Origin of the sequence: Oerskovia flava (genome assembly GCF_026163685.1) — a bacterium.
In the GTDB taxonomy this organism is placed as follows: Bacteria; Actinomycetota; Actinomycetes; order Actinomycetales; family Cellulomonadaceae; genus Oerskovia_A; species Oerskovia_A flava.
In genome coordinates this window covers 135,035-158,297 of record NZ_JAOXSR010000009.1, presented here as the reverse complement: position 1 = coordinate 158,297, position 23,263 = coordinate 135,035, and the positions used below count along the sequence as shown (strand labels likewise).

Annotated in this window: 16 protein-coding genes; 11 read left to right on the top strand and 5 right to left on the bottom strand. The window is 68.0% G+C overall.

From position 1 onward, the window contains the following. Positions 1-90: 90 nt before the first annotated feature. Both OHL10_RS14845 and OHL10_RS14840 read left to right on the top strand, forming a co-directional pair. Positions 91-1,953: an HsdM family class I SAM-dependent methyltransferase gene (locus OHL10_RS14845; protein WP_265523003.1), complete on the top strand. Its 1,863-nt coding sequence runs from the start codon at positions 91-93 to the stop codon at positions 1,951-1,953. Next, positions 1,946-3,118 (top strand): restriction endonuclease subunit S, encoded by a 1,173-nt coding sequence (locus OHL10_RS14840; RefSeq protein ID WP_265523002.1) that lies wholly within the window; start codon positions 1,946-1,948, stop codon positions 3,116-3,118. Before OHL10_RS14845 ends, OHL10_RS14840 begins: the two co-directional genes overlap by 8 nt. A gap of 261 nt (positions 3,119-3,379) precedes the next feature. Here OHL10_RS14840 and OHL10_RS14835 read toward each other — a convergent pair whose 3' ends face one another. The 3 genes from OHL10_RS14835 to OHL10_RS14825 form a co-directional block, all read right to left on the bottom strand. Continuing rightward, on the bottom strand, positions 3,380-5,845 hold the full coding sequence (locus OHL10_RS14835; protein WP_265523001.1) for a TIR domain-containing protein: 2,466 nt from the start codon (positions 5,843-5,845) through the stop codon (positions 3,380-3,382). Between the two features lie 1,251 nt (positions 5,846-7,096). Then, positions 7,097-7,672: a small multidrug efflux protein gene (locus OHL10_RS14830; RefSeq protein WP_265523000.1), complete on the bottom strand. Its 576-nt coding sequence runs from the start codon at positions 7,670-7,672 to the stop codon at positions 7,097-7,099. Positions 7,673-7,685: 13 nt separating this feature from the next. Then, positions 7,686-8,633 (bottom strand): protein kinase domain-containing protein, encoded by a 948-nt coding sequence (locus OHL10_RS14825; protein ID WP_265522999.1) that lies wholly within the window; start codon positions 8,631-8,633, stop codon positions 7,686-7,688. 373 nt (positions 8,634-9,006) lie between these two features. Between OHL10_RS14825 and OHL10_RS14820 the strand changes: the two genes are divergently transcribed. After that, the gene (locus OHL10_RS14820; protein ID WP_265522998.1) at positions 9,007-9,657 is read left to right on the top strand and encodes an NAD(P)H-binding protein; all 651 of its coding nucleotides are present in this window, start codon (positions 9,007-9,009) and stop codon (positions 9,655-9,657) included. Between the two features lie 86 nt (positions 9,658-9,743). Next, positions 9,744-10,118 (top strand): helix-turn-helix domain-containing protein, encoded by a 375-nt coding sequence (locus OHL10_RS14815; RefSeq protein ID WP_425499018.1) that lies wholly within the window; start codon positions 9,744-9,746, stop codon positions 10,116-10,118. A 6-nt stretch (positions 10,119-10,124) separates the two neighbouring features. On the opposite strand, the gene OHL10_RS14810 is transcribed toward OHL10_RS14815, so the two are convergent. Both OHL10_RS14810 and OHL10_RS14805 read right to left on the bottom strand, forming a co-directional pair. Next, complete coding sequence (locus OHL10_RS14810) at positions 10,125-10,712, bottom strand: ClpP family protease (protein WP_265522997.1); 588 nt, start codon at positions 10,710-10,712, stop codon at positions 10,125-10,127. Continuing rightward, positions 10,709-11,338 carry a ClpP family protease gene (locus tag OHL10_RS14805; protein ID WP_265522996.1) on the bottom strand — a complete coding sequence of 210 codons (630 nt, stop codon included), beginning with the start codon at positions 11,336-11,338 and terminating at the stop codon, positions 10,709-10,711. Before OHL10_RS14805 ends, OHL10_RS14810 begins: the two co-directional genes overlap by 4 nt. A gap of 204 nt (positions 11,339-11,542) precedes the next feature. Between OHL10_RS14805 and OHL10_RS14800 the strand changes: the two genes are divergently transcribed. The 7 genes from OHL10_RS14800 (at position 11,543) to OHL10_RS14770 (ending at position 23,247) form a co-directional block, all read left to right on the top strand. Next, on the top strand, positions 11,543-12,574 hold the full coding sequence (locus OHL10_RS14800) for a LacI family DNA-binding transcriptional regulator (RefSeq protein WP_265522995.1): 1,032 nt from the start codon (positions 11,543-11,545) through the stop codon (positions 12,572-12,574). A gap of 90 nt (positions 12,575-12,664) precedes the next feature. Further along, on the top strand, positions 12,665-13,939 hold the full coding sequence (locus tag OHL10_RS14795; RefSeq protein ID WP_265522994.1) for a sugar ABC transporter substrate-binding protein: 1,275 nt from the start codon (positions 12,665-12,667) through the stop codon (positions 13,937-13,939). A 46-nt stretch (positions 13,940-13,985) separates the two neighbouring features. Continuing rightward, the gene (locus tag OHL10_RS14790) at positions 13,986-14,966 is read left to right on the top strand and encodes a carbohydrate ABC transporter permease (RefSeq protein ID WP_265522993.1); all 981 of its coding nucleotides are present in this window, start codon (positions 13,986-13,988) and stop codon (positions 14,964-14,966) included. Next, positions 14,966-15,793: a carbohydrate ABC transporter permease gene (locus tag OHL10_RS14785; protein WP_265522992.1), complete on the top strand. Its 828-nt coding sequence runs from the start codon at positions 14,966-14,968 to the stop codon at positions 15,791-15,793. The genes OHL10_RS14790 and OHL10_RS14785 overlap by 1 nt, the downstream gene beginning before the upstream one ends. Before the next feature lie 94 nt (positions 15,794-15,887). Beyond that, a complete protein-coding gene (locus OHL10_RS14780; protein ID WP_425499020.1) occupies positions 15,888-17,771 on the top strand; it encodes a glycoside hydrolase family 127 protein in 1,884 nt (627 codons plus the stop codon). A gap of 240 nt (positions 17,772-18,011) precedes the next feature. Then, on the top strand, positions 18,012-21,875 hold the full coding sequence (locus tag OHL10_RS14775) for a LamG-like jellyroll fold domain-containing protein (protein WP_265522990.1): 3,864 nt from the start codon (positions 18,012-18,014) through the stop codon (positions 21,873-21,875). A 196-nt stretch (positions 21,876-22,071) separates the two neighbouring features. Beyond that, the gene (locus OHL10_RS14770) at positions 22,072-23,247 is read left to right on the top strand and encodes a polysaccharide deacetylase family protein (RefSeq protein WP_265522989.1); all 1,176 of its coding nucleotides are present in this window, start codon (positions 22,072-22,074) and stop codon (positions 23,245-23,247) included. Positions 23,248-23,263 lie beyond the last annotated feature (16 nt).

The window sequence follows — 23,263 nt, the reverse complement described above, 5'->3', positions numbered from 1 at the left end:
GGCGCTGAAAGGTGCCTGGGATAGCCTTGAACATCCATCAGCGGGGCCAACCTACCTCCCGCATACATTTCGATCTAGAGGAGCCAACGCGTGGCGGAGAGCACGACAGAGAACCTGTTCCGTGAATTCTATGGGGCCTCAACGTTTACAGAGAAGCGTGACATCCCCAAGAAGTTCGGGTTCCAGTCCAAGCGCGCGACTTCGACGGTTGACGGATTTCCAGATTTCTTCAAGGACATGGGCTCATGGCTTATTGTTGTAGAGGCCAAATCAGGCGCTCAAGGGCCCAAATCAGACCACGCGGCCGCCGAGGCTGACATTCGCAGCTATATGACTACGAACGCGGTGCCGCATGTTGACATCGTCGGCATCGCTGTCTCCGGGCAGGCCCAGGAGTCGCTTCGCGTTACCCACTTCCTTCGCAGGGGCGGTACGGACGAGATTGAGGAGCTCGCCGAGCCGCGCAGCCTCGTAAGCCTCGCCGCCTTGACGAAGCACTATGAGACCGCCGCCTTTGGCGACCCGCTCTCTGACGCCGAACTGCGCCGGTTCCTGGTGCAGATAAACGAGCGATTCCACAAGGATTCTCGCGTCCGTGACACCGAACGGTCGCTCTTCTTTTCAGCCCTGATGATCGCGCTCGACGACCAGCAGTTTCGCAATGTCTACATGTCGATGGGTAAGCCCGAAGACGAACGTCTTGTTGAGGCGCACTACCTCAACAACCAGGTTATCGATGCCGTCCGTCGCCAGCTGGTCAAGAAGGTAAACTCAGAGTCGAAGAAGATTGACTGGGGCGATCGCTTTGCGTTCGTCAAGACGGTCGATATTCCGCTGGCGGAGTACAAGAAGATCGTTAGTGACATTGACGAGCGAGTTCACCAGCCGTCGAAGAACGCGACGAAGCGGGACATCCTGGGTCGAGCATACAAGGTGTTCTTATCTCGTGCAGGCAAGATGGATAACAAGAATATTATCCTGACGCCGGACCATATCAAGACCCTCATGGTCGATTTGGCATCGCTCGTTCGCGACGACGTCGTCCTTGACACCTGCATGGGGGCTGGGGGCTTCCTCATGGATGCGATGGAGCAACTCGTCGACCAGGCGCACGGCGACGAGAAGCGGATCGACCACATTCATGAACGCCAGCTGATTGGTATTGAACTCGATCCGATTCTATTCGCCCTGGCTTGCTCAAATATGTTCCTCCACGGTGACGGGCGATCCAACCTCCTATTCCGGGACTCTTTGGTCACGCGCGGTAGAACGTTTGCTGTCGCGGCCCCGGATCTCCGACTACGCGACTATATCAAGAGCCTAAAGCCCACAAAGTGCATAATAAATCCCCCGTACGAGAATGACCTTGCGATTCCCTTTACTATGTCGGCGATTGAGTACCTCGAGGAGGGAGGTCGGCTCGTCATAATCATGCCGAACAACACCCTCTCGAAGGCGAGCAGCGAGAAGGCGGCCCTTGCGATTCTCGGCAGGGCTCGTCTCGACTTCGTGATCGATATGCCGCAGCAACTCTTTTTCGAACAGAACCGCGGCGTAAAGACCTCCATCTTTGGCTTCACAAAGACTAGTACTGGTCATACCCAGGACGCACTGGTGACCTTCGTTGACATGACCGAGGACGGCCACAAGGTGCAGGTGCACTACGGCAGGCGTGACACCGGGGCGTGGCCGGCGATTAGCCGGAACGTTAGGCGAGCTATTCGTGACAGCGTTGAGGACGAGGCGGCGAGGTCGTGGCGTACTCCGATCTTCACCGACTCCGGCCGGTTGGTGGCGCGTGGCGTCTGTCCCAATCCGTGGCCACAGGCCGAGTCGCACGATCTGGATTCGGCGATCGCGGATTGGCAGGAGGCGCGCGCGACCCGGGAAGAAGCACAGGCCGCAATGGATGCAGTGCTGACAGAAGCTGGCATCGGAGGATTCGATGGCTGAGTGGCCTCTGACTACCGTCGGTGAGCACGTCGCTCGGAGTCGGGAGAAGGTCTCGGTCGAGCCCGAGACCGAGTACGACACGATGGGTGTCCGGTGGTACGGGAAGGGCGCGTACCTCCGTCCTCCCAGCAGGCCGAAGACCAAGTCCCTCGGCATCGCCCGCGAGAGCGACTTCGTCTTCTGCCGTATCGACGCTCAGAACGGTCCCTTTGCAGTAGTGCCTCCCGAGCTCGATGGTGCGTTGGCTACAAATGAGTTCCCGCTCTACAAAGTTGACCCGGATGCGTTGGATTCGCGTTTTCTGGTGTTGTGCTTCTCGAACCGAGCCACGCTTGACCAGATCGACGGCCTCAGGGAGGGTCGAGATGGCAGGGCTCGTTGGAAGGAGCCAGACTTCGAGGCGTGGCAAGTCCCGCATCCGCCGGTGCCGGTTCAGAAACGTATCGTGACTGTCATCTCGGCTGTCGATAAGACCATCGGAGCTCTCGAGGGCGAGATCGAGGCGACCGGGGCTGTTCGCGCCGCTCTATTGCATGAGCTCCTTCAGCGGCGGGACGAGACTTGGGAAGATCTTCCCGTTGGGAAGCTAGGTCCGCTCACGCGAGGCAAGCGCTTCGTCAAAGCGGACTATGTACCCGAAGGCATCGGCTGTATCCACTACTCACAGATCCACACGGACTTCGGGGCCTACACGCGGGAAGTCGTCTCGCACTTGCCGGAGACGATGCGTTCGAGGTTGCGCTTCGCAGAACCGGGCGACCTGGTGATCGCAGGAACCAGTGAGAACGTGGAAGGTGTGCTCAAGGCGGTTGCTTGGTGTGGAGAGGAGCCGGTCGCTGTCCACGACGACGCGTACATTCTCAACCATTCGCTCGAGCCGCGCTTCGCCGCATACCTCTTTGCATCACCGGGCTTGCGCGAACAGGTGCAGCATGTGTACTCCGATACCAAGGTCGTGCGCGTATCCAGGGACAACCTCGCCCGCATGACCGTGCCTGTCCCGCCGCCAGCCGTGCAGGCGGAGATCGCTGACGCGATCGACGCCCTTGACCGCCAGGTCGCGGCGGTAGCAGAAGAGGTTGAGCGAACTCGCACGGCGCGGTCCGCTCTAGTTGAGGCGCTGTTAAGTCGTCGAGTCGAAGTCGCTGATGCGAACGAAGATTAAGTGGCTCAACTCAGATGACGCACGTCGACCTAGGCGCTCCTGCCTGGATTGCCGGAGTGCAGACATCACACAGGAGGGTCAACTGCCTATGACAGGCGTGGTCCTGTACGGCTAGTACTGGCAGACACTTTGACGCGCATCGGCTCGCTACACCGGTCAATGAAGCCGTCGCACTGCGAAGAGGCCGAAACGGCGCTCTCAAGTTCCTTTCGTAGATGGATCGGGCGGACCCGCTGTTGGCAGCAGATTCACAAGTGCTCGTTATTCGAAGTACTTCGGGTGGCGCTGCGAATGTTCCAGTACCAGCGCGAGGCCACCGGTGCTATCCAACTCCTTGGCAAGCAACTTCACCTGCGCGGCGGCCTGTCCCACCGACAATTCACTTGCTTCCCCTCGTGCAATCAGTATCCTGATTGCTAGCGCGAGATTCTGTGAATCACGTTGCGCCTTGAGAGCCTCATCGACGGTCGCCTGCGCTCCCGACAGGTCGCGCTCCGCCAGTGCGAGTTTGGCACGAACGTTGAGTACCACTGCCCGGGGCGCACTCGGAGATTTCTCTGCGGCCGCTAGAGAGATCTTCGCATCCTCGACTGCGCCGTCGTCGATCTGCATGCTGGCTAGCGAGAGTCGCGAGTCAACAAAGCTCGGATCAATTTCTATCGTGCGCTTGAACTCTTCCATTGCCCGGGGTCGATCGTTAAGTCTTAGCGCGATTCGGCCCAGTCTATGGCGGTATCGTGGATTATTCGGCTCGCGGCGGACCGCGCGGCTCATCATCTCCTTGGCTTCAGGGAACAGCCCTTGCGCTTCCAGCGCTTGCGAGTAAACGGAGAGGGCGTAGGGCGTGTCACCGCCCGTATCTATTGCTGTCTTTGCCGCTGCTGCGGCTCCGGGCCAATCCTCAAGCCGAATCCGAACCTGTGCGATGTCTGCATAGAGCTGTGCGGCATTCCTGCGGAACGGGATAGCTCGCTCGTACCACTGAATAGCCTCTCGCCACTTTCGGTCAATTTGCTCGACCCGCCCACGATCACGAAGAACGGCGCCGTTTCGTGGGTTCTCAGCAACGAGCTGGTCTCCAATTTCGCGCGCTTCAGGAAGCCGCCCGAGACTAGCCAGGGTCTTGATGATCACCTGGTTAGCAGGTAGGTCGATCTCGGCGTTTCCTGTGAGACTCTCCTGTAGGTGCTGCAGGGCCAAGTCGTACCTCCGCTCCTGAAACAGTTCGAGCCCGGTCTGATACAGCGTTCCGATGAGCCCTTGTCGAAGATCACGGGCTTCGCCGAGGCGACCGGCCAGACCAAGAACCTTAACGGTAGAGAGAAGAGTTGCGACGTACGTGTCGTCTGTCGTCGAGATCGCCGAGAGGCGCGCGACGAGCAGGTTGGCTAGGGCATTGGTCCGTTCCGTGTACTCCGGATTCTTACGATAAGACCGCAAGAAGTAGTCTCGGAGCAGTGGGTGAAGACTCAGGGTTCTTGAGTGTCCGATCCGAACGAGCGAATACTCAGTGCCCTCATTGACGGCAGCGTTGAAGTCCTCCGCAGAGAGGCCAAGCACCGATGCAAGATCCTCGCCGCTTAGTGGCCCGTCTACGAGAGAGAGCGCCTCAAGAAGATGCCATGTCGATGCCGCGACGCGCGCTGGGTCGATGAGGTCGGTGGCTATCTCATGACGCTTGTCTATCAGGGCCTTGTGCGCGAGTGGCAATTGGGGTGCGATTACCTCGAGGGCAAGAGGGTGTCCGTCGAGTTCTTTCGCAATCTCTGTCAACTCAGGGTCACTCCCGATCGCCCCGTGGGATCGAAGAAGTGGTAGTGCGTGCTTGTTGGCAAGACCCTGGAGGTAAAAGCTTGCCATTGCCTGCTGCGCCTTTGGGCGTCTGCGTGATGTGAAGACGATGAGTCGATCGGTATTCTCGCCAGTCTTGTAGACGGCGTCGACGACCTGAGCGGCGAGGCGACCATATGAGCCGTCCTCCGTGATCCAGTGCTCGGCGTCCTCGAATACTAGTACGCCCCCAGCATCGACGAAGTCGGCAATGAGACCGTGACTATGTTCCACAAGTGTGGTCAGGTCGGCATCCGAGTCTGCGGGTGCTGAGTGTACAGCGGAAGCTAGTTTCAGGTTTAGTTCTGGCTCTGCAGTTCCCTCAGTGACCACAATGGTCGCAACTGTGCCGGATCCAGCGGTGAGTCGATGTAGTGCTTCGCGTGCAAGAGAGCGTTTACCGCTTCCCGGTACTCCGCATATCCAAACGGCTACGTGTTCTGAGTCATATAGGAGCTCCTCAATCCTCCCGATCTCATCATTGCGGTTGAAGAAGCGGCGCCTTGGAACGGGCGCCGGAGCTGTTCGACTGAGAGCAGCCGCAATTTCGTGGGCGGTCTTGGCGTTCCTTGCTTGCAAGAAGGGCCGGAACCGAAGCGGAGGTTTGGTGTCATCAAGGCAAACAATGCGAAGCGCGATGGCGCTGTCTTCGAGATAGCGAGTGAATGCGAGCGTTGTCTCGTACTGCACCCACTTCGATGCGGCGGAGTGGCGCGACCAGAGCAGAATAAAGTCCGTGGCGGCCTCGATGCCGTCGCTGATTTCGTGCCAGAGAATGTCGCCAAGGTCGATTTCGTGCAGATCGACCCAAGCGTCACCGTGCAACTGGTCCTTCAACTCTAGGGCAATAGGCTTGTCCGGTCCGGCATGGGAGATGAAGAACCGCTTGGTCGCCATTGACGCCCCTTGTGTCGGACCTGGTCATCCTGTCTGCAGCCCATGATACGGCCTACGCTCCGCGCCATGAGGGAGTCCGGCACCACGGAGGATGCCGTCGCCGAGTGCGGAGGATCGCCCTGACGCTCCTCGCGAAGGGGTCTGTGTAGTTGTGGTCGACTCCCGGAACGGACCTAACTCTGTGCCGCGGTTTTTTGCGTTTCCTCATGCGGTGGCGTGAGGAGTTTCCCTACTGACTCAAGGAGCGCGCGCCCCGAGCTGGGCGCCCGCTCGGTGTCGGCCACGGACGCGAGGACGACGCGCGGCGGCTTGCCGCGCGTCATCCATGGGTATTTGGTGGCCCCACACCTCATCGCGCCGAAGGCGACGACGCCGCGGCGTCCGGTTGCACGGCCGCTCGGTGGGACCCCGCGCTCCGCTCGCTACGCGCACCCCACCGCTCGACCGCGCTGCCCGGCCGTCGCAGCGTCGTCGCTTGGGAGCGGTGCCGGGGTTGCGCTCCGTAATCTGCGGACGGTCACGGCGGGCGGCGCCCGTAGCCCTTTGCGTACCGCTGCCGCCTACCAACCGTCCGCGCGTCGGCGCCTCTCGCTCCGGAGGCCATGGGTATTTGGTGGCGCTATCGTGTGTCCGGGAGCGTCCGTGGGAGCATCTCCGCAGGTCAGACCCATGGGTATTTGGTGGCGCCGGCCCGGCTGCGTAGGGCGTTGCCGCGAGAGTCTGGCCACCTGCCGCAGCGGGCGCGCTCCGCTCGGCCGGCCCATGTGCATCTGGTGGCGCGTGGTGAGAGCTACACCGTCCGATTTCGTGCGTAAGCGCAGGTCAGCCCATGGGTATTTGGTGGCGCCCCTGGGCTTCGCCCCGAAGGCTACGTCGGCTGTATCGCCGAGGAGGGCTGACTCTGCATCCCTCCGCCTGTAGACGGATGACCCACCTCTTTCCCTCCGTTTTGGCGACAGTTCGCGTGCTCCAAGACGCAGGCCAGTCCAAGCGGCTCCTGAGTATCACCGCAGGTCAAGAGCGGTTTCCTCCAGTTGCGACCTACGACGTCGAAGCCGACCATCCAAGCCCACCGCTACCGCCGACTGAATGGCTTAACGTCCGCAGAGTTCTGCGGACGTGAGATCCCTTCGTCGTGCCGGACCTTCAGTTCCTAATCCGCCTCGCGCTCGCCCGCGAGCCGGGCTGCGGATGAGCGTATCGGGGATGACTGGCGCCTGGAAGTGGTCGTGCTTGCTGCTCGGACACGGCTCACGACACGTCCACGACGTAGGTGAGCGCGGCCCACATCGAGACGGTGGCGACGGTCGTCCAGAGGATGATGGCGACGGCTTGCCAGAGCAGGACCCACCGGCGGGGAGTTCCGCCGCCCACGAGGATCGCCGCTGTGATCTGGGTCGGAATGGCGAGAGGGCCGAGGATGCTCGCGCCGGGGACGCCGAAACGGACGAGCCACCTGTTGAAGCGCTGACGCCCCTTGGACTCTGGCTTCTTGGTCACGGTGTCCTGAAAGGGGTCCCCCTCGACGCTCGGCCCCGTTCCCGCAGCTCCGCTCACGCGGACCAGGCGGGATCGTCGATCGACGACAGCCGTCCTAGCGCGTGCGGTGACCGCGACGACGAACAGCACGGACAGGAAGTTCCCCGTGACGGCTGCAATGGCCACGACGACGGGAGGGAGACCACCGACAACGCCGATGAGGGCCGCTACCTCACCTTCGACGAACGGGATCGCGCCCGCGAGCATGACGATGAAGGGCTGGACGACCTCGGGTACCTGGGCGACGAGCTCCTGGAAGTTGATGATGAGCTGTTCGACGGGATTCATGTCTGACGTTCTCCTAAGCCGATCGTGTGGACGTCGTGGTGCTGTGCCAGGACGGATGGAACGGGAGGACGTCGCACGACGCGTCCCCGGAGTCGTCGTCCCCGCGGTGCCTACCCGTCGCTGCGGACCGGAGCGTTTCCCGGAACGATCGAGCGCTCTGGAACCTGTCGTTCCTGTCCTTGGCGAGCGCCGTGAGCAGCACCGTGTCCATTGCCGGCGGGACCTCGGAGCGGTAGTCGCTGGCTGGCGGTGGGTCCTGGTGCACGTGCTGGTAGGCGACGGCGACCGGGTCGTCACCCACGAAGGGCGGCCGTCCGGTCAGCATCTCGAAGAGCAGGCAACCCGCGGAGTACAGGTCGCTCCGAGCGTCGGCGACCTCCCCGTGCACCTGTTCGGGAGGCAGGTACTGGGCGGTGCCGAGGAACGCGTGGGCCTCGGTCGCCGTAGCGCCGGGATCACCACCGACAGACGCGATCCCGAAGTCCACGACCTTGATCCCGCCGTCGGGCGTGACCATGACGTTGGCGGGCTTGATGTCGCGGTGGACGACGCCCGCGTGATGACTGAACTCCAGCGCCGACAGGACCCCCACCTGATTCCGGATCGACTCCTCCAGTGCGAGCGGGCCCTCGCGGAGGAGGTCCCGCAGCGACGGGCCGGCGACGTACTCCATGACGATGAACGGGACGCTCGGCTCGTCCGCCCGGCTGCCTGCGACGTGCTCCTCCCCGACGTCGTGCACGGAGACGATGCCGGGGTGGTTGAGGCCGGCGACCGTCTGCGCTTCCCGCCGGAACCTCGATCGGAACAGCGGATCGCGGGCCAGGTCTCTGCGGAGCACCTTCACCGCGACCCAGCGTTCGAGAAGGACGTCACGACCCAGGTGGACGACGGCCATCCCACCCTGACCGAGGACGTCACGGAGCTCATAGCGTCCGCCCAGCACGCGGTCGGTGCCCATGAGGTCTCCTGCCTTCTGATGGTCGGTGCGTCCTGCGCGCAGGTCCGGATACCCGGCCCGAGCGACGTCGTCAGGCTCGCACCGGCGGTCGAGCCCTCGCATCGGTGACAACTACGTAGGCCACCACTGTCCGGAGCGACCTCTCGAGGCACGCGTGCGGAGCTCCAGCGTCCCCGAGGGGCCGGTGCGGCCCACCAGAAGATCGGTGGCGTCTACCGACGCGAAGGCCAGGCCGCGACGGGCAGCCTGGCAGCATGCACCCGTACCGCGCTCACCTTTCCCAGGCAGGTCTGCTCTCGCCGACCCGTTCGCCCGATCGCCACCCGGCGTGTCCACGGACCGCCGCAGGACCCGTGCGGCAGGGAGCGGACCGATGAAGGTCTTCGTCATCGGTGTCAGCGGTGCCGTCGGTCGGCTGCTGGCGGAGAACCTGATCGACCGTGGCGACGACGTCGTCGGACTGGTCCGCCGTGAGGAGCAGCGAGCAGAGCTCTCCGCCCGGGGAGTCGGGGCGCACGTGGCCGAGCTCGCGGACGCGACCGCCGACTCGCTGGCGCCCCTTCTCGCCGGGGTGGACGCCGTCGTCTACACCGCCGGGTCGAACGGCGGTCCGCGGGAGGTCACGGCCGCCATCGACGGCGACGGTGTGGTGAAGGCTCTCGAGGCGGCGAGCCTCGCTGGTGTGCGTCGCTTCGCACTGGTGTCCGTGCTTCCCGAGGCCGAGCGTGGGAAGCCCCTCGGCGACGAGGTGGAGTTCTACTTCGCGGTGAAGAAGCTGATCGACGTCACGGTCAGCATGAGCGACCTGGACTGGCTGATCCTTCGGCCGTCCCTGCTCGTCGACCGCGACGGGATCGGGACGGTATCGCTCGGTCCTGCCCAGCCCCACGACGAGATCTCACGTCAGGACGTCGCCGCCACCCTGGCGGAGCTGCTCCACGAGCCCCGGATCCGCCGACAGATCCTCGAGCTCACTCAGGGCTCGACGCCGGTCGGACTCGCGGTGCTGGCGAACGTTCCATGACCGGCCGGTCGAGACTCGGTAGGCGCGCTTCTCTGCTGTGAGCAGATCCTGCTGCCACGCGCCCGGCCGCCGTCCTACGATCGACCATGGCCGAAGACGTCGTGACCGTGAGACCTCGAAGTGCTGCCGAGCTGCCCGCCGCGGCACCTCCCGAGCCGAAGAAGCCGCGTGAGCCCCTGTGGCGGCACATGCTCGGTGACCGGTTGCGTGGCCTGCGGCACGAGCGCGGCGAGACGCTGGGCGAGATCGCGCGTCGCGCCGGGGTCTCCCCGCAGTACCTGTCCGAGATCGAACGGGGTCTCAAGGAGCCGTCGAGCGAGATGATCGCCGCCGTGACGGGCGCCCTGGACATCGCGCTGGTCGACCTCACGCTCGACATCGCCGAGAGCCTCATCGCGGCGCAGCGTCCGTCCACCTCGCACGCCTCGCTCAGCCGGTCCGACGTCGCACTGGCCGCCTGACCCCCGTCAGCGCTGCTCGATCACGTGGTCGAGCAGGCCGTAGTCGCGGGCGGCTGCGGCGGTGAACACGCGATCGTGATCGGTGTCGGCGCGCAGCGTCTGGACGCTCTGCCCGGTGTGCCGGGCGAGGACGTCCTCGATGTCCGCGCGGATCCGCACCACCTCGTCGGCCTGCAGGATGAGGTCCGGGATCGTCCCGCGACCCTGGGCCGCCGGCTGGTGGAGGATGATCCGGGCGTGCGGCAGGGCTGCCCGCTTGCCGGGGGCGCCGGCGGCGAGGAGGACGGCGCCGACGGCGACCGCCTGCCCCACGCACGTGGTCGCGACCTGCGGACGGATGAACCGCATCGTGTCGTAGATCGCGAGCGCCGCGCTCGGGTCTCCGCCCTCGCAGTTCACGTACAGCTGGATGTCGGCGTCGGGGTTGTCCGACTCCAGGAACAGCAGCTGGGCGATGAGCGCGTTCGCGACCCCCGCGTCGATCGCGGTGCCGAGGTAGACGATCCGCTCGGTCAGCAGGTGTGAGTACACGTCCATGACCCGCTCGCCGCGAGGGTGCTGCGCGATGACGTTCGGGATGGTGTAGCTGCTCATCGGGCACCTCCGCCGACCGCGCCGCTGAAGCCCGGCGTGATCTGGTTCCGCGGCTTGTAGTCGTCGAAGGACTGGACGATCGTGTCGATGAACCCGTACTCGCGTGCCTCCTCGGCGGTGTACCAGTGGTCGTGCAGCGAGTCCTCGAAGACCCGCTCGACCGGCTGCCCGGTGTCCCGCGCGATCAGCCCGAGCACGGTGTCCCGGGTGTGGCGCAGGTCGTCCGCCTGCAGCTCGATGTCGACGGCGCTGCCGCCGATCCCCGCGGACCCCTGGTGCATCAGGACCCGGGCGTGGGGGAGGGCCTTGCGCTTGCCCTTCGTGCCCCCGGAGAGCAGGAACTGCCCGGCGCTGTACGCGATGCCGAGCACGAGCGTCGAGACGTCGTTCGGGATCGTGCGCACGACGTCCCGGATCGCGAGCATCGCGGGTACCGACCCACCGGGTGAGTGGATCCACAGGGAGATGTCCGCTGACTGGTCCTCGGTCGCCAGGGTGATGAGCTGCGTCGCCAGCAGCGCCCCGTTGTCGTCGTCGAGCACTCCGTCCAGCACGAGCACACGTCGCTCGTAGAGCTCGCGCCGGACGGTCTCCGTGAACTGCGGTCGTTTCGATGTCTCGCTCATGCCTCCACAGTGCCCCCGGAACCGGCGCCGGCAGGGGCGGATCTGCCGTCGGCAGAGCGGCTCACAGCAGAGGAGCTAGCCCCGCCCCACACCCCGAACGTCGAATCGGTTCGAAAGGATCACCCGTTCGCCAACGCACAAGACTGTTGCCATCAGGCGATCCTGACTGCTACTTTCGAACCGGTTCGCACAGAGGAGGGCATCGTGGCCACCATCGGAGACGTCGCACGTGTCGCAGGCGTGTCGCGCAGCACGGCGTCGTACGCGCTGTCCGGCAAGCGCGCGATCTCGGAGGACGTTCGCACCCGCGTCATGGACGCGGTGCGCAGTCTCGGGTACACCCCGAACGCGGGCGCTCGGGCGCTGGCGACCTCGCAGACCATGGTCATCGGGCTGCTCGCGCAGTTCCTCGAGGACGAGTTCGCGCCGGCGATGCTGCAGTACATCCTCGGTGTCTCGAACACCGCGCGGGAGCTCGGCTACGACATCCTGCTCGTCACCGAGGACGACGGGACGCGTGCGCTGCGTCGCATCACCGACTCACGCATGGTCGACGGCGTCGTCCTGCTCAACGTCGCCGAGCACGACGAGCGGCTCCCGCTGCTGCGGGCCGCGCGGCAGCCCGGCGCGCTCGTCGGGCTCCCGGAGGACTGCTCCGGCGTCGACGTCTTCGACCTCGACTTCGAGGAGGCCGGCCGCGCGATGGTCGACCACCTCTACAAGCTCGGGCACCGCGAGCTCGTCCTGGTCTCGCAGCCGGACCACGTGGTCGAGCGGGGCGGCGCCTACGTGTGGCGCCTGCAGAACGCCGCGCACGAGCAGGCGCGCCAGCGAGGCGTGACCCTGCACTCCGTGTTCGGCGCCTCGCACCAGCCCGAGGTCGGGCGCGACCTGCACGCGGTGCTCGACGCGCACCCCGGCGCGACGGGCCTGCTCGTCAACAACGAGGCCGCCGCGGCCGCGCTGCCGAGCGTCCTGCACGAGCGGGGGCTCACCGCGCCTGGTGACCTGTCGGTGCTCGGGCGCTACTCGGACGAGTTCGCCCGCACGTTCTCCCTGCCGTTCTCGTCGATCGAGAGCGCGCCGGACCGGTTGGGCCGCATGGCGGTCCGCCAGCTCGTCCGCCGCATCGAAGGGGAGGTCGGGCCCGGTGAGCCGCACGTCGTGCGGTTCGTCTCGCCCGAGCTCGTCGATCGCGGCAGCACGGGTGCGCCTCCGCGGCGTACCGGGGGCTGACCAGCCCCGTCAGACCTGCTCCCCGGGGGGAGGGGCGGCACACAGACCGGTCGTCGACGCCGTCGGCCGGACGTTCGAGGAGGAACAGCAATGCAGAACATCAGACGCAAGCCCGTCCTGGTGGCCGCCACCGCCGCCGCGACCACCCTCACCGTCGGTCTCCTGGGAGCCTGCTCGTCGGGCGAGGGCGGGTCGGGCAACGGCACCGGCGACTCCGCCGCGACCGGCACGTACACGTGGTGGGACCCGTACCCCCAGCACGACGACTCGTCCGACTGGGCCGGCCGGGTCCAGCAGTGCGGCGAGGACGCCGGGGTCACGATCTCGCGTACCGCGTACGACACGACCGCGCTCACCAACCAGGCGCTCCTGGCCGCGCAGGAGGGCACGTCCCCGGACGTGATGCTCCTCGACAACCCCGCGGTCTCGACGCTCGCCGACACCGGCATGCTCACGACGGTCGAGGAGCTCGGCCTCGACACCTCCGCGGTCGACGAGAACCTGCTCGCCGCAGGCGTCGTCGACGGCGAGACGTACGGGATCCCGATCGGCGCGAACACCCTCGCGCTCTACTACAACAAGGAGATCCTCGACGAGGCCGGCGTGGACCCGGCGTCCGTCACGGACTGGGCCTCGCTCACCGCGGCGCTCGAGCAGGTCGACGCCGCCGGTCACCGCGGCATCACCTTCGCCGGGATCGGCACCGAGGAGGGCTCCTTCCAGTTCCTGCCGTGGTTCTGGGGATCCGGCGCGGACCTGCGCGAGCTCGACTCGCCGGAGGCCGTGGAGGCCCTCGAGCTGTGGAAGGGCTGGCTCGACGAGGGCTACGCCCCGAACTCCGTCATCGGCAACTCGCAGAACACGACGTGGGAGGAGTTCCTCACCGGGAGCTTCGCGTTCGTGGAGAACGGGACGTGGCAGGTCAACAGCGCGGCCGAGGCCGGGTTCGAGACCGGGATCATCCAGATCCCCGCGCGCGACGGCGGCGGCGCACCGGCACCGACGGGTGGCGAGTTCATCATCACCCCGGTCCAGAGCGACGAGGCGCGGTACGACGTGACGCGGCAGATCGTCGAGTGCATGACGACCCCTGAGGGCTTCGTGCAGACGGCGACGACGTTCGCCTACTACGTGCCGCCGACGGCGGACGGCCAGGACGCTCTGCTCGAGGAGAACCCCGAGCTCGAGCCGTGGGTCGGTGCGGTGCGCGACGCGAAGGGCCGCACGAGCGACGACCTCGGCACGAGCTACCCGCCGATCTCCGAGGCGCTGTGGACCGCGGTGCAGAACGCGCTGTCCGGTGCGCAGACGCCGCAGGAGGCGCTCGAGGCCGCGCAGGCCGACGCCGAGTCGGCGACGAGCTGACCGCGACAGTTGTGAACGCTCACACGATCTGATCGAAGGACGTGACATGACGACCTCCCCGACGGCCGTCGGGACGCGTGGCGCCGACGCCGGGACGGGCTCCGTGCCCGTCCCGGCGGCGGGACCCCGCCGCCGGCGCCGCAGCCCCGGGCCGAGCCAGTGGACCGCGGTCGGTTTCGCCGCCCCGCTGCTCGTCTACCTCGTGCTGTTCTACGCGTACCCGCTGATCCGCAACATCGACCTCAGCGTGCACGACTACACGATCCGCGCGTTCGTCCAGGGCAACGCCGAGTTCGTCGGTGTGGAGAAGTACGTCGAGATCTTCACCTCGTCGACCTTCTCCACGGCGCTCGTCAACACCGCGCTCTTCACGGTCGTCTCGATCGTGTTCCAGTTCTCGATCGGCCTGGCCCTGGCCGTGTTCTTCCGGTCGAGCTTCCGCCTCTCCAGCGGGCTGCGGGCGCTGTTCCTCGTGCCGTGGCTCCTGCCGCTGATCGTCTCGGCCTCCACCTGGGCGTGGATGCTCAACAGCGACAACGGCATCGTCAACTCCGTGCTGAGCGCGTTCGGCATCGGCCAGATCAACTGGCTCACCTCGCCGGACACCGCGCTGATCTCCGTGATCATCGCGAACATCTGGCTGGGCATCCCGTTCAACCTCGTCATCCTCTACTCCGGGCTGCAGAACATCCCGGGCGAGGTGTACGAGGCGGCCTCGCTCGACGGCGCCGGTGCGTGGCGCCAGTTCTGGAGCGTCACGTTCCCGCTGCTGCGGCCTGTCTCGGCGATCACGATCCTGCTCGGGCTCATCTACACGCTCAAGGTCGTCGACGTCATCTGGATCATGACGACGGGCGGTCCGGGCGACGCCTCGACGACGCTCGCGGTGTGGTCCTACCGCGAGGCCTTCGGCACCGGCCAGCCCGACTTCTCGCCGGCGGCCGCCGTCGGCAACGTCCTCATCCTCATCGCGCTCGTCTTCGGGTTCCTGCACCTGCAGCTCCAGCGACGGCAGGAGGCCCCCTGATGAACCGCCGTCCCTACGGCAAGACCTGGTGGAAGACCGCTCTCGGCCTGTTCTTCACCGCGCTCATGCTCTTCCCCGTCTACTGGATGGTCAACGTCTCCCTCACCGAGACGAGCGACCTGCGGTCCGACCCGCCGCGGTGGTTCCCGTTCGAGCCGACGTTCGTCGGCTACACCGCCGTGTTCGACCAACAGCTGCCGTCCCTCGCGACGAGCCTGCTCATCGGCTTCGGATGCGTGCTGCTCACCGTCGTCATCGCGGCACCCGCGGGCTACGCGCTCGCGCTGCTGAACCTTCGGGGCGGCAGGACGCTGAACTTCCTGCTCCTCGTCGCGCAGATGATCCCGGCGGTCGTCATGGCGATGGGCTTCTACGCGATCTACGTCCGCCTCGGGCTGCTCAACACCATCCCCGGGCTCATCGTCGCGAACTCGACGATCGCGGTGCCGTTCGGCGTCCTGCTCTTCACGGCCTTCATGTCGGGCATCCCGCGCGAGCTCCTGCAGGCCGCGCGCATCGACGGCGCGGGCGCCTGGCGCACGTTCCGGTCGGTCGTGCTGCCGGTCAGCCGGAACTCGACGCTGACCGTGTCGCTCTTCGCGTTCCTGTGGGCGTGGTCGGACTTCATCTTCGCCTCGACGCTGAACCGCAACGGGGACCTCATCCCCATCACGCTCGGCATCTACAAGTACATCGGCAACAACACGACGCAGTGGAACGCCATCATGGCGACCGCCGTCGTCGCGTCCGTCCCCGCGGCGATCCTCCTGGTCGTCGCCCAGCGTTACGTCGCCGCGGGAGTCACCGCCGGCGCAGTGAAGGACTGAGCTCGTGACCCAGCACGTCACCCTGACCGGCGCCGCGGCGTCGTCCACCCTGCCCGACGCCGGTACCCGGGCCCACGCTCGGCTCGCCCGGCCGGTGGTCCCGGCGGGCACGCACCGCGGTGCGGGCCTGGGCGAGGTGCGGCTGACCGGAGGGTTCTGGGGCCGGTTGCAGGAGACCAACGCGGCCGCGACGCTGGACCACTGCCTCGCCTGGATGGAGCGGCTGGGGTGGGTCGAGAACTTCGACCGGGTCGCGCAGGGCACGACCGGTGGGCACCGCCCCGGCTGGCAGTTCTCGGACTCCGAGGTCTACAAGCTCGTCGAGGCGCTGGCGTGGGAGCACGGCCGGACGGGGGACGCGCGGGTCGAGGCGATGCTCGGCGGGCTCGTCGACCGGATCGCCGCCGCGCAGGACGCCGACGGCTACCTCAACACCTGTTACGGGCACGCGGGCCAGCCGGGCCGGTACACCGACCTGGAGCGGGGTCACGAGCTCTACTGCACGGGCCACCTGCTGCAGGCGGCCGTCGCGCGGGTCCGGACCGTCGGCGAGGACCTGCTCGTCGCGGTGGCGCGCCGCGCGGCCGACGAGGTCTGCCGGGAGTTCGGCGCGGGCGCCCGGGAGGGCCTGTGCGGGCACCCCGAGATCGAGGTCGGGCTGGCCGAGCTCGGCCGGGCGCTCGACGAGCCGCGCTACACCGAGCAGGCGCGGTTGTTCGTCGAGCGACGGGGCCGCGGCACGCTCGGCCCCATCCCGCTGCTGAGCCCGGCGTACTTCCAGGACGACGTGCCGGTGCGCGAGGCCGACGTCTGGCGCGGGCACGCGGTCCGCGCGCTCTACCTGGCGGCGGGCGCCGCCGACGTCGCGGTCGACACGGGGGACGACGAGCTCCTCGCCGCGGTCGAGCGGCAGTGGTCCCGGTCCGTCGAGCGACGGACGTTCCTCACCGGGGGCATGGGCTCGCGGCACCAGGACGAGGGGTTCGGCGACGACTTCGAGCTCTCGCCCGACCGCGCCTACTGCGAGACGTGCGCCGGGGTCGCGTCGGTCATGGTCTCGTGGCGGCTGTACCTCGCGACGGGGGAGGTGCGGTACGCCGACCTCATGGAGCGCACCTTCTACAACGTGGTCGCGACGTCGCCGCGGACCGACGGCCGGGCGTTCTTCTACGCGAACCCGCTGCAGCAGCGGGTCGCGGGGGCGGACGTGCGCCCGGACGCCGAGAACCCGCGGGCCGAGGGCGGCGTCCGCGCCCCCTGGTTCGACGTCTCCTGCTGCCCGACGAACGTGGCGCGCACGCTCGCGACCTGGCACCTGTACGCGGTGTCGGTCGACGGCGACACCGTCACCCTGGTCCAGCACGCCGCCGGTGACGTGCGGGTTGTGCTCGACGACGGCGGCGAGCTCGCCCTCACCGTGCGCACCGGCTACCCGCGCACGGGCGACGTCGCGGTGGAGGTCACGGGTGCCCCGGACCGGCCCGTCACGCTGCGGATGCGCGTCCCGCACTGGGCCGACGGCGCGAGGCTCACCGACCCGGACGGGACGGCCGGTCCGGCCGCGCCGGGCTGGGCTGAGGTGACCCGGACGTTCGCCGCGGGCGACGAGGTCGTGCTCCGGCTGCCCGTCGCCCCCCGCCTCACGTGGCCCGACCCGCGGGTCGACGCCGTGCGCGGGACCGTCGCCGTGGAGCGCGGGCCCCTCGTGCTGTGCCTCGAGTCGGTCGACCTGCCCGCGGGCGTCGAGCTCGAGGACGTCCGCCTCGACGTCGCGGCGCCGCTGGCGGACGACGACGACGGCGCCCGCGCCCGCGGCCTGGCCCTGCCGCCCACCGGCGACGGGACGGGACGGCCGCCCTTCGCGGCGGGTCCGCCGAACCCGGGCGCCGGCGAGCCGGTCGAGCTGCGGCTCGTGCCGTACCAGCGGTGGGCCGAGCGCGGCCCGTCGACCATGCGGGTGTTCGTGCCGACCGCATGAGCGCCGCGCCCGCCTGAGAGTCCGCCCCGGCGCTGCCGGGGCGGGACGGGCACGTCCACCGCGGAACCGGTTCGACGGCGATGCGGACGATCGAGGAAGGAGGAGGCACCACCCCCGAGGGGGAGCTCGTACGACGACGTTCGAGCGCGCGCCGGCAAGCGCGCGGCGACAGAGAGGTACTCGATGAGGTACTCGACGAAGAGCACGACGCAGTCGCGGCGCACGCCGCGACGGACGGCTGTGGCACTGACCACCGTCTCGGCGCTGGGCGCCGGACTCCTGGGAGGGGCGTTCGCCGCGCCTGCCACGGCCGCGACGCCCGAGCCCGACCTGCACTACACGATGGACGCGCTCGACGGCACGACCGTCACCGACAGCTCCGGCAACGACCTGCACGGCACGCTCTCGGGCAGCGCCGAGCTCGTGGACGACGAGGCCGGCGGCTCGGCCCTCGACCTGCACGGCGGCACGGGCGGCGGCTACGTGACGCTGCCGCGCGGCGCCCTCGAGGGCGCGCAGGACCTCACGGTCTCGACGCGGGTCCGCTGGGACGGCACCGGCGGTGCCTGGCAGTGGATCTACGCGCTCGGCACGAACAACCAGCGCTACCTGTTCTCGACCCCCTCGAACGCCGACGGCCGCCTGCGGACCGCGGTGACGACGAACGGCGGCGGGGCGTCGGAGACGACGGTCACGGGGTACTCGCCCCTGGCCGCGGGGGACTGGGCGACACTGACCGTCACCCTGGACACCGACGCCGACCGCCTGACCACCTACCTGGACGGCGTGGCGGTCTCCTCCGCGACCACCGGGATCTCCGCGGGCGAGCTGCTGACGGCCGGGGCGTCGTCGGCCGGGTACATCGGCCGGTCGTTCTACCCGGACCCGCTCTTCAACGGTGCGATCGACGACTTCCGGGTCTATCACGCGGCGCTCAGCGCAGAGCAGGTCGCGGAGCTGGCGGGCGACGACGTCCCGACCCTGACCGGTGTCACGCAGGGGCAGGTCGCGGTGCGGACCTCGGTCGGGACCGCGCCCGAACTGCCCGAGAGCGTGCGGGCCACCTTCAGCGACGGCGTCGACCGGAACGTCCCTGTGGTGTGGGACGACGTCGACCCGGCGGACTACGCGGCCAGCGGCACGTTCCTCGTCGCGGGCGACGCGGCGGGCACCGCCGTGACCGCGCGGGTCACGGTGACGCGCGGGGAGCTGCGCATCGACCTCGGCACCGACACCGGCGCCTTCCACGGCGGCGCGTCCGGTGTCCTCTACGGCCTGTACGCCGACGGCATGCCCACGGACAACCTCGTCGAGGGCATGAACGTGCGGACCGTCGCGACCAAGGCGCAGGACGGCGCCCAGCACCCGGGCTCCGACGCGCTCGAGATCGTCGGCCAGCTCGGCGACACCACGGGCGGCGACGTCTACCTGCGCGTCACCGACTGGTACCGGGGCTTCCCGTACCAGTGGCCGGGCAGCACGCCCCAGGCCAAGCTCGCGGACTACATGGAGGTCCTGGACGAGCAGCTCGCGATGATCCACGACCTCGACCCGCAGTACCTGGACAACCTCGTGATCGAGCCGTTCAACGAGCCCGAGGGCAACATGTTCGGCACCGGGCAGTGGAGCTACAACAGGACGAGCTGGCTCAACGACCCGACGGACTACTTCGCGGCCTGGGACGCCACCTACCGGCGGATCAAGGAAGAGTTCCCGGACATGCGCATCGCCGGCCCTGGCACGAGCATCCTGTACAGCCAGGTGCAGGGCTTCATGCAGCACGCCGTCGCCGAGGACACCGTCCCGGACATCATCACGTGGCACGAGCTCACGCACCCGCAGAGCATCCGTGACTCCGTCGAGCGCTTCCGCGGCTGGGAGGCCGCGGCGTTCGCCGGGTCCGACGACGAGGGCACCGAGCTCCCGCTCAACATCAACGAGTACGCGTTCAACTACCACACCTCGGTCCCCGGCCAGATGATCCAGTGGATCTCCGCGATCGAGGAGTCCAAGGTCGACGCGATGATCGCGTTCTGGAACATCAACGGCAACCTCGCGGACTCCGCCGTCCAGACGAACCGCGGCAACGGGCAGTGGTGGCTCTACAACGCCTACGCGCAGATGAGCGGCCACACCGTCGAGGTCACGCCCCCGTCGCCCGGGACGAACTACTCCCTCCAGGGCGTCGCGACGCTCGACGAGGAGCAGTCCGTCGCGCGGGCCATCATCGGTGGTCAGGACGGCCCGGTGCCGGTCGACGTCGCAGGCGTCCCGTCGGAGCTCTTCGGCGACGACGTCCGGGTCACCGTCCGGGAGATCCCCTGGACCGGTCAGCTCGGCGACTCGGCCCAGCCCGCGCACCTCACCGAGGGCGTGTACGCGGTCGAGAACGGCACCGTCACCCTCGAGTTCGGTGAGGGCGACCTGCCCGAGCTCGTCGAGTCGTCCGCGTACGAGATCGTCGTGACGCCCGCCGGGTTCGGCGAGACCACCGCGGCGGTCCCGACCGTCTGGGCGGGCAGCTACGAGGCCGAGGACGCCGAGTACACCGGCAGCGGCTACACCCGCAACGGCCCCGAGGGCTCGCCGAGCGACGTCGGCAAGTTCTACACCTCGGGCGGGTTCAACGTGGGCGGCCTGCGGACGGGCTCGAACGGCGTGCTCGACTTCGAGGTGACCGTGCCCGAGGACGGCACGTACGACCTCAGCGTCTTCGCCAGCACGCTCAACACCTACTCGCTGGTGCAGGAGAACGGTCCGACGAACGTGTTCGTCCGGGTCGACGGCGCGCAGGAGCAGGAGATCCACCTGCCGCTGGGCTACAAGTGGGTCGTGTGGGACCACAGCGACACGACCGTCGAGCTCACGGCGGGCACGCACACGATCTCGCTCGCGGCCCAGAGCCTGGACGGCGAGGGCGTCACGCGTGGTGACGCGCTCATCGACCGCATCACCCTGTCGCTGCCGGACGACGGCGCGTCGAGCGACGTGTACGAGGCCGAGCTGGCGCAGATCGACGGTGGCAGCACCCTGTACTCGGCGCCCGAGGGCGTCGAGGGCCAGGCCTCCGGTGCCGGTGTCGTCGAGCTGGCGGCCGACGAGAGCGCCACGTTCTGGGTGTACTCGCCGATCGACGGCGAGGCCACCCTGGGCGCCGACGTCCTCGGAGACGGGCAGGGCACCCTGACCGTCAACGGCCAGGACGTCGCGGACCTCACGGGCTCGGCGGAGATCGCCGTACACCTCGCGGGCGGCGTCAACAAGGTGACCGTGACGGGCGGCGCGGAGCCGCTGCTCCTCGACCGCCTGCGGGTCGAGGCGGGTCAGGGTGCGCTCGACGCCACCGAGTACCAGGCGGAGGACGCCGAGCTCGCGGGCGACGCGACGGTCACGGAGCTCTCGCTCGCCGAGGGCGGCCAGGCCGTCACCGGCGTCGGCGGGGATCCCGGCAACGACAGCGCGCTGACGTTCCGGGTCGAGGCCGCCACGACGGGCACGCACGCGGTCGTCGTGCGCTACTCCAACCCGGAGCAGGTGGACGGCACCCACTACAACCCGAACCCGGTCGCCCGGCACGCCGACTTCTCCGTCAACGACGGTGAGCCGGTGCGCGTGATGTTCGTGCCGACGTTCCACGAGAACAACTTCTGGGAGCGCACCGTGCTCCTCGACCTCGAGGAGGGGGAGAACACCATCTCCCTGCGCTCGGAGGAGGCGACCAACTGGGACGGCGAGACCTACGCGTCCGAGACCTGGTCCGCCGACTTCCTCCTGCGGGCACGGCACGCCCCGATCGTCGACCGCATCACGGTCTCACCGCTCACCGCGAGCACGGCGGCGACCAGCCCGGTCGAGGTCACGGCCGAGTCCCGGTGCATCGGCTCACGGGCCTATGTCGCGGTGCGGGCCACCAACGTGTCCGACGCCGCGGTCGACGTCACGCTCACGACCCCGTACGGGTCCCGATCGCGGGCCGAGGTCGGCCCGGGGCAGAGCCACTTCCAGTCGTTCGCGGTCCGCGCGGCCACCGTGGCGGCGGGCAGCGCCGAGGTCGAGGCCGGGGGTGTGACCACGACGCACGAGTACGACGCCGCGACCTGCTGACCTGCAGCCGGACGTCCTGAGCGGCGGCGGTGCCCACGTGCGATGCACGCCGGGCGCCGCCGTCGCCATTCGTAGGACGACTCGGATCGGCGCCGGACCCGCGCGGCGTGCGCACGTGCCCGACGTCGTCCCCTAGCGTCGTCCTCGACGGCAGGCCCGTCCGACCGGGGCGGGCCGACGGCGGAAGGACCGGTGCGTGGTCCCGTCGGAGGGAACGCCCCTGAGCGCGCGCTCGCGCAGCATCGTCGCGAGCGTCCTCACCGTGGTCGTGCTGCTGCTCACCGCGACGTGCGCGGTGCGGCTCGGCGTCGACGTCGTCACGGCCGCACGGCCTCCGGGGAAGGCGGCGCCGCCCGCGCCCGTCGTCCCGGAGGTCCCCGTGCGGGCCGAGACCAACGTTCCGATGGTCGCGCTCGAACCGGGCGAGGAACCGCCGCAGTTCGTCATCTTCTCCTTCGACGGCGCCGGCTGGCACGACCGCTGGCAGGAGTTCATGACCGCCGCCGAGCAGGTCGACGCCCGCTTCACCGGGTTCCTCACCGGCATCTACCTGCTCACCGACGAGCGCCGCGACGAGTACACCGGCCCCGGGCACTCGACCGGTCGTGCGTCGATCGGGTTCGGCGGCGACGAGGAGGACGTGCTGCGGCTCGTCGAGGACCTCAACCAGGCCTACGCCGCCGGCCACGAGCTCGGCACCCACTACAACGGGCACTTCTGCTCGGACAACCCGCCCGGCGGCAACCAGTGGTCCACCGCCGACTGGGACGACGAGCTCGACCAGTTCTTCCGGTTCCTGCGCCGCTGGGACACCCTCAACGAGATCCCGGACGCCCCGGCGCTCGCGTTCGGCCCGGACGACGTCAAGGGCGGCCGGACGCCGTGCCTCGAGGGGGTCTGGGAGGAGCTCGCCCCCGCGTGGGAGGCGCACGGTCTCACCTACGACTCGTCGAAGCCGGGACACGGCATGGCGTGGCCGCAGGTCGAGGAGGGTGTGTGGCAGTTCCCGGTGCCCTCGACGCGCTCACCCGCGTTCGGCACCGTGCTCGCCATGGACTACAACTTCTGGTTCAAGTACAACGGTGCGCGCGACGCCCCCGACGAGGCGGACGAGATCCGGGCCGGGGTCCTCGAGACCTACCGCCACATGCACACCACCGCGAGCGAGGGGAACCGGGCGCCGATCGTCGTCGCCAACCACTTCAACCGGTGGAGCGGCAACGCGTTCAACCCCGCGGCCCTCGACTTCATGCTCGAGGTCTGTGGCGAGCCGGACACCGTCTGCGCGACCTACCAGGACGTCATCGCCTGGATGGAGCTCCAGGACCCCGAGGTCCTGGCCGAGCTGCAGTCCCGCGAGCCGGTGCTCTGACCCGCGGGACCGCAGC